20 protein-coding genes are annotated in these 15084 nt (G+C 69.0%); 7 read left to right on the top strand and 13 right to left on the bottom strand.

Annotation, left to right across the window (positions count from 1 at the left end; genetic code table 11):
• Positions 1-4: 4 nt before the first annotated feature.
• From AB0M48_RS19150 to AB0M48_RS19105, 10 genes are all read right to left on the bottom strand, one after another.
• Positions 5-868, bottom strand: coding sequence for an aldehyde dehydrogenase family protein (locus tag AB0M48_RS19150; RefSeq protein ID WP_319985866.1), 864 nt, complete (start codon positions 866-868; stop codon positions 5-7).
• A complete protein-coding gene (locus tag AB0M48_RS19145) occupies positions 861-2288 on the bottom strand; it encodes an aldehyde dehydrogenase family protein (protein ID WP_363843431.1) in 1428 nt (475 codons plus the stop codon). Before AB0M48_RS19145 ends, AB0M48_RS19150 begins: the two co-directional genes overlap by 8 nt.
• A gap of 4 nt (positions 2289-2292) precedes the next feature.
• On the bottom strand, positions 2293-3249 hold the full coding sequence (gene deoC / locus AB0M48_RS19140) for a deoxyribose-phosphate aldolase (protein WP_363843428.1): 957 nt from the start codon (positions 3247-3249) through the stop codon (positions 2293-2295).
• Between the two features lie 10 nt (positions 3250-3259).
• The gene (locus AB0M48_RS19135) at positions 3260-5281 is read right to left on the bottom strand and encodes a bifunctional polysaccharide deacetylase/glycosyltransferase family 2 protein (RefSeq protein WP_363843425.1); all 2022 of its coding nucleotides are present in this window, start codon (positions 5279-5281) and stop codon (positions 3260-3262) included.
• 133 nt (positions 5282-5414) lie between these two features.
• Complete coding sequence (locus AB0M48_RS19130) at positions 5415-5744, bottom strand: hypothetical protein (protein WP_363843422.1); 330 nt, start codon at positions 5742-5744, stop codon at positions 5415-5417.
• Positions 5745-5886: 142 nt separating this feature from the next.
• Complete coding sequence (locus tag AB0M48_RS19125) at positions 5887-6027, bottom strand: hypothetical protein (protein WP_363843419.1); 141 nt, start codon at positions 6025-6027, stop codon at positions 5887-5889.
• Positions 6027-6671 (bottom strand): DUF1707 domain-containing protein, encoded by a 645-nt coding sequence (locus tag AB0M48_RS19120; protein ID WP_266039227.1) that lies wholly within the window; start codon positions 6669-6671, stop codon positions 6027-6029. The genes AB0M48_RS19125 and AB0M48_RS19120 overlap by 1 nt, the downstream gene beginning before the upstream one ends.
• A gap of 19 nt (positions 6672-6690) precedes the next feature.
• Positions 6691-6888 (bottom strand): hypothetical protein, encoded by a 198-nt coding sequence (locus AB0M48_RS19115; RefSeq protein ID WP_363843415.1) that lies wholly within the window; start codon positions 6886-6888, stop codon positions 6691-6693.
• A 112-nt stretch (positions 6889-7000) separates the two neighbouring features.
• Positions 7001-7993, bottom strand: coding sequence for a Gfo/Idh/MocA family oxidoreductase (locus AB0M48_RS19110; protein WP_363843412.1), 993 nt, complete (start codon positions 7991-7993; stop codon positions 7001-7003).
• 34 nt (positions 7994-8027) lie between these two features.
• Positions 8028-8639, bottom strand: a complete 612-nt coding sequence (locus tag AB0M48_RS19105) for a maleylpyruvate isomerase N-terminal domain-containing protein (RefSeq protein WP_363843409.1) — start codon at positions 8637-8639, stop codon at positions 8028-8030.
• 33 nt (positions 8640-8672) lie between these two features.
• Between AB0M48_RS19105 and upp the strand changes: the two genes are divergently transcribed.
• Both upp and AB0M48_RS19095 read left to right on the top strand, forming a co-directional pair.
• Positions 8673-9296, top strand: a complete 624-nt coding sequence (upp, locus tag AB0M48_RS19100) for a uracil phosphoribosyltransferase (protein ID WP_266039222.1) — start codon at positions 8673-8675, stop codon at positions 9294-9296.
• A 94-nt stretch (positions 9297-9390) separates the two neighbouring features.
• Entirely contained in the window at positions 9391-10689 is a 1299-nt protein-coding gene (locus AB0M48_RS19095) for a glycoside hydrolase family 18 protein (protein WP_363843406.1), read from the top strand.
• Between the two features lie 91 nt (positions 10690-10780).
• Here the strand turns inward: AB0M48_RS19095 and AB0M48_RS19090 are convergent, their stop codons facing one another.
• A complete protein-coding gene (locus AB0M48_RS19090) occupies positions 10781-11380 on the bottom strand; it encodes a TetR/AcrR family transcriptional regulator (RefSeq protein WP_363843403.1) in 600 nt (199 codons plus the stop codon).
• A 56-nt stretch (positions 11381-11436) separates the two neighbouring features.
• On the opposite strand from AB0M48_RS19090, the gene AB0M48_RS19085 reads away from it, so the two are divergent.
• Genes AB0M48_RS19085 through AB0M48_RS19070 form a run of 4 tightly spaced genes read left to right on the top strand, consistent with a single transcriptional unit; the run spans position 11437 to position 13436 of the window.
• Positions 11437-11643, top strand: a complete 207-nt coding sequence (locus AB0M48_RS19085) for a ribbon-helix-helix protein, CopG family (RefSeq protein WP_030478506.1) — start codon at positions 11437-11439, stop codon at positions 11641-11643.
• 32 nt (positions 11644-11675) lie between these two features.
• On the top strand, positions 11676-12062 hold the full coding sequence (locus AB0M48_RS19080; protein WP_266039215.1) for a Fic family protein: 387 nt from the start codon (positions 11676-11678) through the stop codon (positions 12060-12062).
• Between the two features lie 34 nt (positions 12063-12096).
• Entirely contained in the window at positions 12097-12474 is a 378-nt protein-coding gene (locus tag AB0M48_RS19075; protein WP_363843398.1) for a MerR family transcriptional regulator, read from the top strand.
• A gap of 47 nt (positions 12475-12521) precedes the next feature.
• Complete coding sequence (locus AB0M48_RS19070; protein ID WP_363843982.1) at positions 12522-13436, top strand: aldo/keto reductase; 915 nt, start codon at positions 12522-12524, stop codon at positions 13434-13436.
• A 70-nt stretch (positions 13437-13506) separates the two neighbouring features.
• Here AB0M48_RS19070 and AB0M48_RS19065 read toward each other — a convergent pair whose 3' ends face one another.
• On the bottom strand, positions 13507-13959 hold the full coding sequence (locus AB0M48_RS19065; protein WP_363843395.1) for a flavodoxin family protein: 453 nt from the start codon (positions 13957-13959) through the stop codon (positions 13507-13509).
• The gene (locus tag AB0M48_RS19060; protein ID WP_363843392.1) at positions 13959-14426 is read right to left on the bottom strand and encodes a hypothetical protein; all 468 of its coding nucleotides are present in this window, start codon (positions 14424-14426) and stop codon (positions 13959-13961) included. Before AB0M48_RS19060 ends, AB0M48_RS19065 begins: the two co-directional genes overlap by 1 nt.
• A gap of 20 nt (positions 14427-14446) precedes the next feature.
• Between AB0M48_RS19060 and AB0M48_RS19055 the strand changes: the two genes are divergently transcribed.
• Positions 14447-15073, top strand: a complete 627-nt coding sequence (locus tag AB0M48_RS19055) for a class I SAM-dependent methyltransferase (RefSeq protein ID WP_363843389.1) — start codon at positions 14447-14449, stop codon at positions 15071-15073.
• Positions 15074-15084 lie beyond the last annotated feature (11 nt).

Raw genomic sequence — 15084 nt, 5'->3', positions numbered from 1 at the left:
TTCCTCAGACACCCATCGGGTGCCAGACCGTCTTCGTCTCCAGGAACGCGCGCAGGCGGGACATGTCCGGCGTGACGGTGAAGTCCTCGCTGGGCTTGTTGCGCAGCACGCGCTTCACGGTGCCCGCCGCCGACCGCTCCAGGTCCGCGCGGATCGACTCCGGCGCTCCCGTCAGGTCCAGCGCGTTCACGTCGCCGTGCGAGGCGAGCCACGGGGCGATCTCCGCCGTGCGGCCGGTGATGATGTTGACCACGCCGCCGGGGACGTCACTCGTCGCCAGCACCTCGGACAGGGTGATCGCCGGCAGCGGGCGGTCCTGCGAGGTGATGACCACGCAGGTGTTGCCCGAGGCGATCACCGGTGCGATCACCGAGATCAAACCCAGCAGCGACGACTGCTGCGGGGCCAGCACGGCGACCACGCCCGTCGGTTCCGGGGTGGAGAACGAGAAGTACGGGCCCGCCACCGGGTTCGAGGACCCCAGCACGGCCGCGATCTTGTCGGTCCAGCCCGCGTACCAGACCCAGCGGTCGATGGCGGTGTCCACGAGGGACTGAGCCTTCTTCGCCGGGACGCCCTCCGAGGCGGCGACCTCGGCGATGAACTGCTCGCGGCGGCCTTCCAGCACCTCGGCCACCCGGTACAGGACCTGGCCGCGGTTGTAGGCCGTGGTGCCGGACCAGCCCGCGAAAGCCTTGCGGGCGGCGGAGACCGCGTCGCGTGCGTCCTTGCGGGAGCCGTGGGCGGCGTTCGCGAGGAACGTGCCCTTCGCGTCCGTCACCGGGTAGCTGCGGCCCGACTCGGAGCGCGGGAACTTGCCGCCGATGTAGAGCTTGTAGGTCTTCGCGACCGTGATGCGATCAGACATCGAGGTAGGCCTCCAGACCGGTGCGGCCGCCCTCACGGCCGAAGCCCGACTCCTGGTACCCGCCGAACGGGGCGGTCGGGTCGAAGCGGTTGAACGTGTTGGACCAGACGACGCCGGCGCGCATCCGTTGTGCCATCCAGAGAATGCGCGAGCCCTTCTCGGTCCAGACACCGGCGGACAGGCCGTACGGCGTGTTGTTCGCCTTGGCCACGGCCTCTTCCGGCGTGCGGAAGGTCAGCACGGACAGGACCGGGCCGAAGATCTCCTCGCGGGCGATGCGCATCGCCTGCGACACACCGGAGAAGACGGTCGGGGCGAAGAAGAAACCCTTGTCCGGCAACGGGCACTCCGACGTCCAGCGGGTGGCGCCCTCGGCCTCGCCGGACTCGGTCAGCTCCTTGATCTTGGTGAGCTGCTCGCGGGAGTTGATCGCGCCGACGTCGGTGTTCTTGTCCAGCGGGTCGCCGACCCGCAGCGTGCTGACGCGTGCGTGCAGCTTCTCGACCAGTTCGTCGGCGATGGACTCCTGCACCAGCAGGCGGGAGCCGGCGCAGCAGACGTGGCCCTGGTTGAAGAAGATGCCGTTGACGATGCCCTCGACGGCCTGGTCGAGCGGGGCGTCGTCGAACACGATGTTCGCGGCCTTGCCGCCCAGTTCCAGCGTGAGCTTCTTCGACGTGCCCGCGAGCTGACCCTGGATGATCTTGCCGACGTCGGTCGAGCCGGTGAAGGCGACCTTGTTCACGTCCGCGTGCCCGACCAGCGCGGCACCGACGTCACCGGCACCGGGGATGATGTTGACGACACCCGGCGGCAGGTCGCACTGCTGGATGATGTCCGCGAGCACCAGCGCGGTGAGCGGGGTGGTCTCGGCGGGCTTGAGCACGACGGTGTTGCCGCACGCCAGCGCCGGCGCGATCTTCCACGCGGCCATCAGCAGCGGGAAGTTCCACGGGATCACCTGGCCCGCGACGCCCAGCGGCAACGGGTCCGGCCCGTAGCCCGCGTAACCGAGCTTGTCCGCCCAGCCCGCGTGGTAGAAGAAGTGCGAGGCGGCCGTCGGGACGTCGACGTCGCGCGACTCCTTGATCGGCTTGCCGTTGTCGAGCGACTCCAGCACCGCGAGCTCACGGCCGCGTTCCTGGATCTGCCGCGCGATCCGGTAGATGTACTTGGCCCGCTCGGATCCGGGCATCTTCGACCACACGCGGTCGTAGGCCCGGCGCGCGGCCTTGACCGCGGTGTCCACATCGGACTCGCTCGCGGTCGAGACCTCCGCGAGCACCTCCTCGGTGGCGGGGTTGATGGTCTTGAGCGGCTCGCCGGTGCCCTCGACGAACTCGCCGTCGACGAACATCCGGTAGTTCGGCTTGAGGTTCGCGATGTCCCGCGACTCGGGCGCGGGTGCGTATTCCCACATGTCTTCAGTCCACCGTCACGTAGTCCGGGCCGCTGTAGTGGCCGTCCAACTGGGTCCGACGCTGCATGAGCAGGTCGTTGAGCAACGTCGACGCGCCGAACCGGAACAGGTTCGGGTCGAGCCACTCCGGACCGGCCACCTCGTGCACGGCCACCAGGTACTTGATCGCGTCCTTGGTCGTGCGGATGCCGCCAGCGGGCTTCACCCCGCGCAGCTCACCGGTCTGGTCCTTCCAGTCCCGCACGGCCTGCAGCATCACGTGCGTCACCGGCAGCGTCGCGGCGGGCTGCACCTTGCCGGTCGACGTCTTGATGAAGTCGCCACCGGCCAGCAGTGCGAGCCACGACGCGCGGCGCACGTTGTCGTACGTCACGAGCTCGCCGGTCTCCAGGATGACCTTGAGGTGCGCGTCCCCGCAGGCCTCTTTGATCTTGACGATCTCCTCGAACACCTGCCCGTACCGGCCGCTCAGGAACGCGCCGCGGTCGATCACCATGTCGACCTCGGACGCGCCCTGCTCGACGGCGAACCGGGTGTCGGCCAGCTTGATGTCCATCGTGCTGCGGCCACTGGGGAACGCGGTCGCGACGCTGGCGACGTTGATGCCGGTGCCCACCAGGTCGTCGGCCGCCGTCTTCACCATGTCCGGGTACACGCAGACCGCCGCGACCTTCGGCACGTCCGGCCGGTCGGGGTCGGGCCTGCGGGCCTTCGCGGCGAGCGAGCGCACCTTGCCGTGGGTGTCGGCGCCTTCGAGCGTGGTGAGGTCGACCATGCTGATCGCCAGGTCGATGGCGTGCAGCTTGGAGGCCTTCTTGATGCTCCGCGTGCCGAGGCCCGCGGCTCGTTGCTCGACGCCGACCTGGTCGACGCCGGGGAGCCCGTGCAGGAAACGCCGCAGCGACGATTCGTCGCGCGTGGCGTCAGCCAGGGCCGACGGCAGTGTCGTTGGAGCAGCCATGTCCTGGAGTCTAAGCGGAATGGGACGCCCGTCCTAAGTGAGGCGATCTCTGCAGGTCAACACGGCTGAGCGGCACCGTTCGCTCGTCGATTTCGGGTGCGTCCTGGGCGGCGCTGCCCGTGCGTTTGAGCTTCTGCCACGGCAGCACCGCACCGGCCAGCGCGGTGATCACGGACTGGATCACGACCAGGTACATGAGCTGCCGGTAGACGATCGGTTGCAGCGCGACGGCCCACAGCGGACGCAGCCGCTCGCCGTCGAGCCGGAACGCGATCACCGCGGGGATCAGCTGCAGCGCCAGGAACCCGAGCCACGCGAGCGCGCCGGCCACCGGATCGGTCCACAGGCTCAGCACCGCGAACACGTCGATCGCGGGGGCGAGGACGGGCAACGCCACCTGGTAGAGGAACAGGTACGGCAGCGCGCGGCGGCCGAGCTTGCCGCCGAGGCCGCGTTCGAAGATCGCGCCGCGGTGCTTCCACATCGCCTGCAACGTGCCGTAGCACCAGCGATAACGCTGCCGCCACAGCTGACCGAGGCTGGCCGGCGCCTCCGTCCACGCCCGCGCCGACTCCTCGTAGACCGCCGACCACCCGGCCCGTTCCAGCGCCATCGTCAGGTCGGTGTCCTCGGCCAGCGTGTCCTCCGGGACGCCGCCGACCTCGCGCAACGCCTCCACCCGGAAACCGCCGACCGCGCCCGGCACCGTCGGCATGCACTGCATGACGTCGTACATCCGCCGGTCGAGGTTGAAGCCGATCACGTACTCGATGTGCTGCCAGCGCCCGAGCAGACCGGACCTGTTGCCCACCTTGGCGTTGCCCGACACCGCGCCCACCTCGTGGTCGGCGAAGGGCTGCACGAGGTTCCCGACGGTCTCCGGTTCCAGCACCGTGTCGCCGTCGACCATCACGACGAGTTCGGTGCGGGTGTGCCGCAGACCGGTGTTGAGCGCCGCCGCCTTGCCCGCGTTGCGCTGGCGCACCAGCGTGACGTTGGGCAGGCGCAGGCCCTGGACCACCTCGGACGTGCGGTCGGTCGAGCCGTCGTCGATCACGATCACGTGCACCGGCCAGGTGCTGGACAGGATCGTGCGGACGGTCGCCTCGACGCCGGCCTCCTCGTTGTACGCGGGGACCAGGACCGTCACCATCTGCGGCCGCAACCGCGGCGCGTGCTTGCCCGGCTTGCGCCGCGCGTGGATCGCGGTCGTCACCAGCAGCACCGCCGCGCGGGCGAGCGCCAGCACGCTGGAGATCACGACGAGCCACGTCAGCACTTCCGTGACGAACCGCGAGAACAGCACCGCGAGCGACACGGCGGTGCCCTCGGCGCGTTCGGCCGCCGTCGCCGGACGGGAGTGCGACACGCCGAACGCGTCACGGGCCGTCTGGAAGGCGAACCCGCGCTCCTTCAGGCTCGGGATCAACTTCTCCAGTGCCGCAACGGTTTGCGACCGATCGCCGCCACCGTCGTGCATCAGCACCACGGCGCCCTTGTCGTCCTTCGGCGTGGAGTTCGCGGCGATGGCGTCCGCGCCGGGCGTGCGCCAGTCCTCGCTGTCGAGGTCGGAGAGCAGCACGAGGTTGCCGGCCGACGTGATCCGCTCGATGCCGGCCAGGTCCTCGTCGTCCACCGCGTCCGGCCGGTTCGAGTACGGCGGCCGCACGAGCCGGCTGAACTCGCCGGTGCCGCTCGCCACGACGAGCCCGGTCTGCCCCAGCTCGACGCGGGCGCGGGTGTCGCCGACCTTGCCCAGGTCGATGTGCGTGAAGGTGTGCAGCCCCACCTCGTGACCCTCGGCGTGGACGCGTTCCAGCACGTCCTGGTGCTGCGCGGCGTTCGCGCCGGTCACGAAGAAGGTGGCCTTGACCTCGTTGCGCCGCAACACGTCGAGGACCTTCGGCGTCCACTCGGGGTCGGGCCCGTCGTCGAACGTCAGCACCACCGTGCGGTCCGGCGTCGAGCGCGAGCTGAGCCCGGAGCCCGTGTCACCGACCAGCGGACCACCCTGGTGCACGGTCTCCGGCACGGTCCCGGAGGGCCCCGCCGTCGGCTGGGCGCCCTGACCGACGCGGCGACCACGAACGTGTCCAGCAACAACGCGCCGAGCAGCACCACCATGCCCAACGCCAGCAGCACCCAGTGGGCGTGCGGCTGAGGCCTCACGGCTTGCCCTGACCGGGCTCGCTCGGCCGGTTCGACGCACCAGGCGGATCGGTCCGCTTGTTGACGTTCTCGACCGTGGTGGTCGTCGTGGTGGTGGCCGCCGCGGGAGTCGTCGTGGTGGTGACCGGTGGCGTGGTGGTGATTTCGTTGCGTGGCAACGATGTTGCTTCGGGTGACGAAGCAGGGGTGGCCGTCGTCGTGGTGATGACGGCGGGCTCGGCGGCCTCGGGAACCGGCAGCAGGGTCGTCGGGTTCACCGGGCCACCGGCGAGCGCGACCACGAGAAGTACCAGGTAGGCCAGCACGCCGACGGCGACTGCGCCCATGGCGATGCGCATCACCTTGCGGCGGCGGCCACTCGGATCAACGAACACGGGTCTGTCAGAGGGAGTCGTCATGACCTTCGCGGGGGAGAGGCGAGCGGACGCCGGAGGTTAACCGGCTACGCCGCCCAGCGGAAGTCGTTCTTCAGAGCAGCAGTTCAGGCCGGTCGATGATGACGATCTTCCGGCCCTCGAAGAACTCGATCCGCTCTCCGGAGCGCGCCCAGGCGCCCCGGCGCTCGCTCGGGCAACGCCCTGCCAGTTCGACGAACTCCGCCGGCAGCATCAGTCGAGCAGTTCCCGCAGGATGCTCGACTTCTTCCTCTTCGGGCCCTTCACCTCGACCCCACCCATGATCGCCAGACCCGTGATCCGCACGGTCGGCGCGCCGGGGATGTGGCGGCGGCTCGGCACCCGTTCCTCGAACGCGCCCATGAACCCGAACCCGTCGACCTTGACGTTGATGTCGTCGGGCACCCGGATCTCCACGCCGCCCCAGAACGCGAAGCAGCTGATCGTCACCTCGGCCTCGGCGAAGTTGGCGTGCGTCAGGTCGATCTCGATGCCGCCCATGATCGCGACGGCGTTGTGCATCCGGGGGACGACCCAGCCGCCCTTGCGGTTGACGCCCGACCAGAAGGCCACCGACACCGCGCTGCCCGGCTCGCCGCCGATGCGGTCGCTCACCGCCGGCTGGTACTGCGGCACGGCGGGGGTCTGCGGCAGGCCGCTCAGCACCAGGTCCGCGGTGATGGGGATGAGCTCGCCGTACGTCTTCGCGGCGTAGACCGCCCCGAGTCGCTCGTCCAGCTCGTGGATGTCGAGGCGGCCCTCGGCGGTCGCCTGGTGCAGCACCTGCGCGATCCGTTCCCGGTCCGCGTCCGAGGCGCGCAGGTGACTCTGGTCAGCCGGTACCAGCTCGTCGCTCACCCGATCGAGTCTAAAGCTCTCACTTGCGGTTCGGTGCGTACTTGATGGTGATCGCGAAAGCCATCACGAGGAGTGCGGCGACCGCTGACGCGAGGGCCGGGCTGTAGCCCCACGTCAGCGGGAGCAGGCCGATCAACACGGCGAGTGACGCCGAAACACCCGAGATGACCAGCGGGGATTCACACAACTGCTGGACGGGCTTCTGTTCGATCGTCACCGTTCGTACCTCCGCGTCTCAACTGGCTACGAGACTTTTCGGAGTCGCTTTGTCGATTCTTGACTCCCGGATCGGGTTGCGCGGCCCCCTGATCAGGTGGTCATCGGTGGTGTCACGGAGTCGGCCGGCGCAGCGGCAGCCCGGCCGCCCGGTAGATCGAGTCGATCACCGTCATGTTCTTCACCGCGTCGTCCGCGGTCGTCGGGAACGGCTTGCCGTGCAGCACGGCGCCGGTGAACGCGTCGAGCTGGTAGGCGTAGGTCGGGCGCTTGCCGAACGTCTCCGACGACTTCCTGTCCTTGAGCTTCAACGACAAGCGGTGCGCCGCGTGCGGGCCGAGCGGGTTGAGGACGCTCAGCGTGCCGTTCTCGCCGATCGCCTTCATCGACAGCTTGAGCACCGTCGCCGACCACAGCGAGGCGTGCACGGAACCCGTGTGACCGGAGGGGAAACGCAGCGAGGCACGCATCGCACGGTCGATGGAAGGCCCGCGCAGCAACGCTTTCGCCGACCGCACCTCGGGTTCCCCGCCGCCCAGCAGCCTTGCCATGTGCACGGCGTAGCAGCCGGCGTCCATCATCGCGCCGCCCGCGAGCGAGTAGTCGTAGCGGATGTTGGAGAACATCGGCAGCGGGAAGCAGACCGAGGCCTCGACGTGCCGCAACGGGCCGAGCACCCCGGACTTCACGATCTCGGCGACGCGGATCGCCAGCGGGTGGTAGCGGTAGTGGAACGCCTCCATCACCACCAGGCCGGACGCGTTGGCGGCCTTGGCCACGGACGCGGCCTCGTCGGCGTTCGCGGTGAACGGCTTCTCGCACAGCACGTGCTTGCCCGCCTCCAGGGCGGCCAGCGTCCACTTGCCGTGCAGGCCGTTGGGCAGCGGGTTGTAGACGGCGTCCACCGCCGGGTCGGCCAGCAAATCCTCGTACGAGCCGTGCACGCGTGCGATGCCGTGCTTGTCGGCGAACGCCTTCGCCCTGGTAGCCGAGCGCGCGGCGACCGCGACCACTTCGGCGACCGTCGAGGAGCGGGCCGGGCGGATGACGGCGGACGGCGCGATCATGGACGCGCCGAGCACTCCGATGCGCACGTGGTCTGTCACGCGGCCGACCCTACACCCCTTCAGTTAACGCTGTTTACTCCACAAGGTCGCTCTCTCGCGGCGGGAAGAACGGGATCTGGTCGATCGGGGCGGGGCCGGACCAGTTCCACGACTCCATCTGGCGCCGCGAGCGCCGGCCGAAGAACGCGCGCCAGAGTTCGTAGCCCTCGACCTCCAGCGTGATCGGGCCGTGGCCGAGGTCGCCGAACTCGGTCTTCACCGTCACCTCGCTCAGCCTGCGCGGCGTCATCCACACCAGCGTCGGCTGCCACACGGTGTCCGGCAGGCGCTCGCGGCCGAGCGCCGCGCGCAGGTCGGCCTCGTGCGTGATCGTGTCCAGCGCCAGCTGGAACGGGATGCGCGGCATCTCGCCGATCTTGTCGCCGGAGACGTTCCACTCCTCCAGCAGCTCCTCCACCGGCACGTTCTCGCGCTCGGCGACGTGCCGCGCCGTCCACTCGTCCGACGGCGCTCCCTCCATGCGGCCGCCGACCAGATCCGAGGCCGCGCCGGACAGGTGCGCGACCACCTGGTGCACGGTCCACTCAGGACAGGCGGGCACGGTTCGCCCCAGCTCGCCGGCGCTCAGGCCCATCGTCAGGCCGACGACGCGCTGACGTGCCTCGCGGTAGATCTCTTCGAACACCCCTAGCTCCTCCCAGCGGTTACGGTGTCGAGCATGGACGTCCTGGTCGTCGATCATCCACTCGCCAAGGCGAGACTCACAACGATGCGTGATGCGCGCACGGACAACGCGGCATTCCGTGCCGCGCTGCAGGAACTGACCGTGATGCTGGTCTACGAAGCGATGCGCGAGGCGCCGCTGAAGGAAGACCGCACGCACACCCCGGTAGCTCGTACCACCGGCTACAAGCTCGCAAACCCGCCGTTGCTCGTTCCCGTGCTGCGCGCCGGGCTGGGCATGGCGGACCAGGCGCACAAGCTGATCCCGGACGCCCAGATGGGGTTCGTGGGCCTGGCACGCGACGAGGAGACGTTGCAGCCGACGCCGTACATGGAGTCGCTGCCGGAGAACCTCGCCGGACGCCCTGTGTTCGTGCTCGACCCGATGCTCGCCACCGGCGGGTCGATGGCGTACACGATCCGCCTGCTGACCCAGCGCGGCGCGACCGACGTGACGGCGATCTGCGTGCTCGCGGCGCCCGAGGGGATCAACCACCTCGAGGACTCGAAGCTGCCGTGCCGTCTCGTCACGGCCTCGGTGGACGAGAGGCTGAACGACTCCGGCTTCATCGTTCCCGGGCTCGGCGACGCCGGTGACCGTCTGTACGGGGCGGTTTAGGACATACCTCCGATCGGACGTAGCAGTGGTCTAGACCTCAGGCCTATCGTGCTGTGGACCACATCGCCGCTGCCGCGAACGAACTAGGAGACTCATGTCCAGACGGAGATGGGGTGTCGCCGCTCTCGCGGTCGGCGCCCTGTCCGCGTCGCTGGCCGTTGCGCCCGCGAACGCCGACGTCGAGACCAATGGGCACCACGGTTACTCGAAGACCCGGACCGTCGGGTACTTCATCCAGTGGGGCGTGTACGACCGGAACTTCCGGGTCAAGAACCTCGTGGACAGCGGGGCCGCCGCGCGGCTCACGCACCTGAACTACGCCTTCGGCTTCCTCGACGAGGCGGGCAAGTGCGTCAGCGCCGACCCGTGGGCGGACTGGCAGATGCCGCACACCGCCGAGCAGTCCGTGAGCGGCAAGGCGGACGAGGCCGGCCAGGTCCTGGCGGGCAACCTGAACCAGCTCAAGCAGCTCAAGGCCAAGTACCCCAAGCTGAGGATCAACATCTCGCTGGGCGGCTGGACGGGCTCGCGCTACTTCTCGAACGCCGCCCTGACGCCCGAGTCGCGCGCCGCGCACGTCAAGTCGTGCACCGACATGTGGATCAAGGGCAACCTGCCCGGCCTGCCGGAAGGTGCCGCCAAGGGCGTCTTCGACGGCATCGACCTCGACTGGGAGTGGCCCGCCAGCAACGGCAACATGGCGCCGCCCAACGTCGTGCGTCCCGAGGACAAGCAGAACTTCACCAAGCTGCTCGCCGAGTACCGCAGGCAGATGGGCTGGAACCGCGACCTGACCGCGTTCCTGCCGGCCGACCCCAGGCAGGTCGACGCGGGCTTCGAGGTCTCGAAGGTGTTCTGCTACCTCACTTTCGGCACTCTGCAGGGCTACGACTACCACGGTGCCTGGGACGCCCCGGCGAACCAGCAGTCCGCGCTGCGGGTGCCCAAGGGTGACCCGTCGGAGTTCGAGTTCAGCTCCGAGGTGACGGTCAACGCGTGGCTTTCGCGCGGCGCCCCGCGGTCGAAGGCCGTGCTCGGCGTGCCGTTCTACGGCCGCGGCTGGGACGGCGTCGCCCCCGGCACGCGCAACGGGCTGTTCGGCACCGGTGTGCCGGCGCCCGCCAAGTACGAGGCCGGTTACGAGGACTTCCACCGCATCAAGGCGAAGCTCTCCGAGCCCGGCAACACCTACCAGATCTACCGCGACGAGAAGGCCGGCTTCGCGTGGATCTACGACGGCAAGACCTGGTGGACCTACGACGACGCGACCGAGATGAAGCGGAAGGCTCGCTACATCAACGACCGCAGGCTCGGCGGCGCGATGATCTGGTCGCTCGACGGCGACACGCCGCAGGGCGAACTGATCAAGGCGCTCGACGGGGCCCTGAAGTAGGACCGCACCACCGAGACGGACTGTCCTAACCGGACAGTTCAGCGGGTCCGGGGAGGTTTCGCGGCGGCCGCCTCCCCGGATTCCGTGGTGTTCAAAGAGATCTGCCCGGATCCGTGCGCCAGCCCCTGCCGTGCGCGCGCAACGCCAGTTCGTAGGTGGCGGCCGCGTCGACGCCGGGTGGCAGGTTCCCGTTGAGCTCCAGGCTCACCAGGCCGTGCGCGATGCCCCACATGGACATCGCGATCTGGTCGGGGTCCTCAGCGACGTAGACCCCCTGCTCCACCGCGCGCCGCACCGCGTTGATCACCGGGGCGAACGTCCTGCCCGCCGCGCGGCTCATCTCCGACGTGTGCTCGACGACCTTCGAGTAGAGCACCGAGTAGAACTGCGGGTCCCGCAGTGCGCTGCGCCGGTACGCGAGCCCGATCTGCAGGAGGTCCTCCGCGGGGTCGTCGGTGACCGGCACCGCCGCGAGGCTCGTCCCGAACTGCGTGAACGCCTCCTCGTAGAGCGCCTCGAGCAGCGCTGGTTTCCCGCCGAAGAGGGAATAGACCGCCGTCGTCGAGGTGTTGACGTCGGTGGCGATCTTGCGCAGGCTCACCGCGGCGGGGCCCTCGGTGCTGAGCAACTCGCCCGCCCGTTCGAGCAGCCGCCGTCGCAGAGCGTCGTCGTGGGTCTTGGGCCTGGGCATCACGCAATCCTAACGGCCGCTGGCCTGAGTGGTATCAGGTTGATACCGTCACTTCCATGGCGATGACCTTGCGGTTGACCGAGGAGGAGAACCTGCGGCTCGCCGAACTGGCGCAGTCCGAGGGGCGCTCCAAGCAGGAAGTCGTGCGGCTCGCGATCGCGGACCGTTACCAGCGCATGCAGCAGGAGGAGAAGCTCGGCGAGGTGCTCGGGCGAGTCCTGCCCAAGTACAGAGGTCTTTTGGATAGGCTCGGATCTTCCTGAAACTGTCAGACCTCTGTGATCAACTGGATGCCGTGATCTCCTACCTCGACGCCGGGGACCTGTTAGTGCTGGCCACGGCCGTGACCGGTGGCGATCTACTCGTCCGGGACATCGGCCTGCTGGACACGGCGGCCTACCGTCCCCGTGCGACCGTGCTCGGCGTGGAGGCTTACGACACGCTGTGGCTGAAGTCCTCCGCCCTGCTCGACTCGATCGTCCGCACCCGTCCTCTCGTGGAGGGCAACTGGCGGCTCGCCTGGGTCGCCGCCGTCACGATGTGCGACATCAACGGCTACTGGATCGACGCCGACGAGGACGACGCGCTGGACCTCGTGCGCTCCCTCGGCCGCGACAAGATCGACGTGCCGGAGATGGCGGGCCATCTCGAAGCGTGGGGCATCTCGAAGGATTCCGCTTGACCTAGAGTGCACTCCAGGTCATAGCGTCGAGCCCGTGAGTTACTCGATAGCCCAAGCCGCGCAGCGCAGTGGGTTGTCCATCGACACCTTGCGCTACTACGAACGAATCGGGCTCGTCGACCCGCCCGCACGGGACTCGGGCGGGCGTCGCAGCTATTCAGAGGAAGACCTCGGTTGGCTGGCCTTCGTGACGCGCCTGCGCACGACCGGCATGCCGATCCGCATGATGCGCGAGTTCGCGCAGCTCAGGCACCGCGGCGACCTGACGGCAGGCCGCCGCAAGCAGATCCTCGCCGAGCACCGCAACGACGTCCGCGCCCGCATCGCGGAGCTGCAGACGTGCCTGGAAGTGCTCGACTACAAGATCGACCACTACGCGGTGGTCGAGCGTGACTTGGAGGCGACGGCGTGAGCCGTTCATTGGGATCGTTGCAGGTCGGGCCGCAGGGCCTCGGCTGCATGGGAATGTCGGAGTTCTACGGCGCCGGCGACGAGGCGGAGTCGATCGCGGTGATCCACCGGGCCCTGGAGCTCGGCGTCACCCTGCTCGACACGGCCGACATGTACGGGCCTCACCTGAACGAGGAACTGGTGGGCCGCGCGATCGCGGGCCGTCGTTCCGACGTCGTGCTGGCCACGAAGTTCGGCATCGTGCGCGACGGCGACCGTCGTGGCGTGCGCGGCGACCGCGAGTACGTGCGGTCGTCGGTCGAGGGCTCGCTGAAGAGGCTCGGGACCGACGTGATCGACCTGTACTACCTGCACCGGGTGCCGGCGGACACGCCCATCGAGGAGACGGTCGGCGCGATGGCCGAGCTGGTCACCGAGGGCAAGGTGCGGTTCCTCGGCCTGTCCGAGGCGGGCGCTCAGACGCTGCGCCGCGCCCACGCCGTCCACCCGATCACCGCTCTGCAGAGCGAGTGGTCGCTGTGGTCGCGCGACATCGAGGCGGAGATCGTGCCCACCGCCCGTGAGCTGGGCATCGGCCTCGTGCCCTACTCGCCGCTGGGCCGTGGCGTGCTGACCGGCCGCTTCGCGTCGTCCGCGGACTTCGGCGAAGGTGACTTCCGGGCCGTGAACCCGCGCTTCTCCGGCGAGAACCTCGACGCGAACCTGAAGATGGTCGCCGAGCTCCGCGCCCTGGCCGAGGCCCGCGGCGTGACCGCCGGTCAGCTCGCGCTGGCCTGGGTCCAGCACCGCGGCTCGGACGTCGTGCCGATCCCGGGGACCAAGCGGATCAAGTACCTGGAGGAGAACGTCGCGGCGGCTTCGCTGGAGCTGTCGGAAGCCGACCTGGCCGCGATCGAGGCCGCCGTGCCGGCGTCGGCGGTGGCCGGGGACCGGTACCCCGACATGAGCTCGATCGGCCGCTAGAACATACGTTCGAATGTATCCCCAGGGTTGTCCACAGGTTGGGGACAACAGGCTGTGGACAACCCTGAGTTCATGTGGACAACTGGGCCGCGACGGTGGCGCCGAGCTCCCAGCACGCCTCCAGGTCAGCCTTCGACGGCTCACCCGTGACGACCACGTGCTGTGCCGCCTTCTCCCAGGCCAACCCGGTCGTGGCGGTCTCCACGCTGCGCACCGCCCCGATCGTGTCGTTGTTGCCGTGCACATAAAGCCCGAACGGCCTGCCACGCGTGGAGTCGAGACACGGGTAGTAGACGGTGTCGAAGAAGTGCTTCAGCGCACCGCTCATGTAGCCGAGGTTCGCGGGCGTGCCCAGCAGATAGCCGTCGGCCTCCAGGACATCCACAGCGGTTGTGGACAACGCGGCCCTGCGCACGAGTTCGACGCCCTCGATCTCAGGGGTGGACGCGCCGGCGACCACGGCCTCGAACATCGCCTGGAGGGCGGGCGACGGCGTGTGGTGGACGAGCAGCAGCCGAGCCATCAGTAGTCCATTTCGTAGTCGTCGCTCTTCGGCGGGGTGTCGTCCACGCCGATCGCCCGCAGGTCCTCCGTGGTGACCGTCTCGACGGCAGGTCCCATGAGGCCCAGCAGCTCGCCGACCACGTCCAGGTGGATCTGCCTCGACCGGTCGTTCAGTTCGGCGATCTCCAGCATCCGGTCGATGACGCGGCTGCCCTCGAGCTTGCGCGCCATGAGACTGAACTCGCCGAAGCCGCTTCCCGGTGAGGTGATCGCGGCGTTCGAGCCGACGGTGCTCCTGAGCATCATCTTCAGCGCGGCGTGAGCCGTCAGGTCGACGCCGAACGCCTTGAGCAGGCCGTCGCGCATCCGGACCTGGTGCTTCTTCATGTCCGCGCTGAACCCGCCCGGGAACATGTCGAGGCCGCGCTTGCTGTCCGGGTGCGCGTCGAGCACCGCCTGCGCGAGATCACGCCGCGTGTAGTCCATGGGCGGCAACATAGATGACCATGACCCGCGCCTCCTACGACATCGTCGCCGCCAGCTACGCCCGGCTCCTCCCGGACGCGCACGACGGCCGCCCGCTCGACGCCGCGATCATGCGCGCGTTCGCCGAGCTCACCGAGGGCCCCGTGGGCGACATCGGCTGCGGTACCGGCCGAATCACGCAACACCTGCACGAACTGGGCCTCGACGCGTTCGGCGTCGACCTGTCCGACGGCATGCTCGACCAGGCGAGAAAGCTGTACCCGCACCTCACGTTCACCCAGGGCGACATGACGAGGCTGGACCTCGCGGACGACAGCCTCGGCGGCGCCGTCGTCTGGTACTCCACGGTCCACATGCCGGCGAGCGAGGTGCCGTGGCGGGAGTTCCACCGGGTCCTCAAGCCCGGCGGCCACCTGTTGCACGCCTTCAAGCTGGGTGACCGCAAGGGCCACCTCACCCACGCGTACGGCCACGACGTCGACCTCCACGTCCACTGGCACGACATCGACGAAACCGTGACCAACGCGACCGAAGCCGGGTTCAACGAAGTGGCACGGCTGCAACGTCAGAAGGGTGTGGACGAAGGCGGGCCGCAGGCGTTCCTGTTGCTGAGCAAACGGAACCCCGCAGCCGGAAGCGCGTCCTGAGAGGTGTACAC

Source organism: Lentzea sp. NPDC051208, assembly GCF_040682435.1.
Classification (GTDB): Bacteria; Actinomycetota; Actinomycetes; order Mycobacteriales; family Pseudonocardiaceae; genus Lentzea; species Lentzea kristufekii.
Note: the sequence above shows the minus strand (reverse complement) of the source record. Positions and strands in the feature narration are given on the sequence as shown.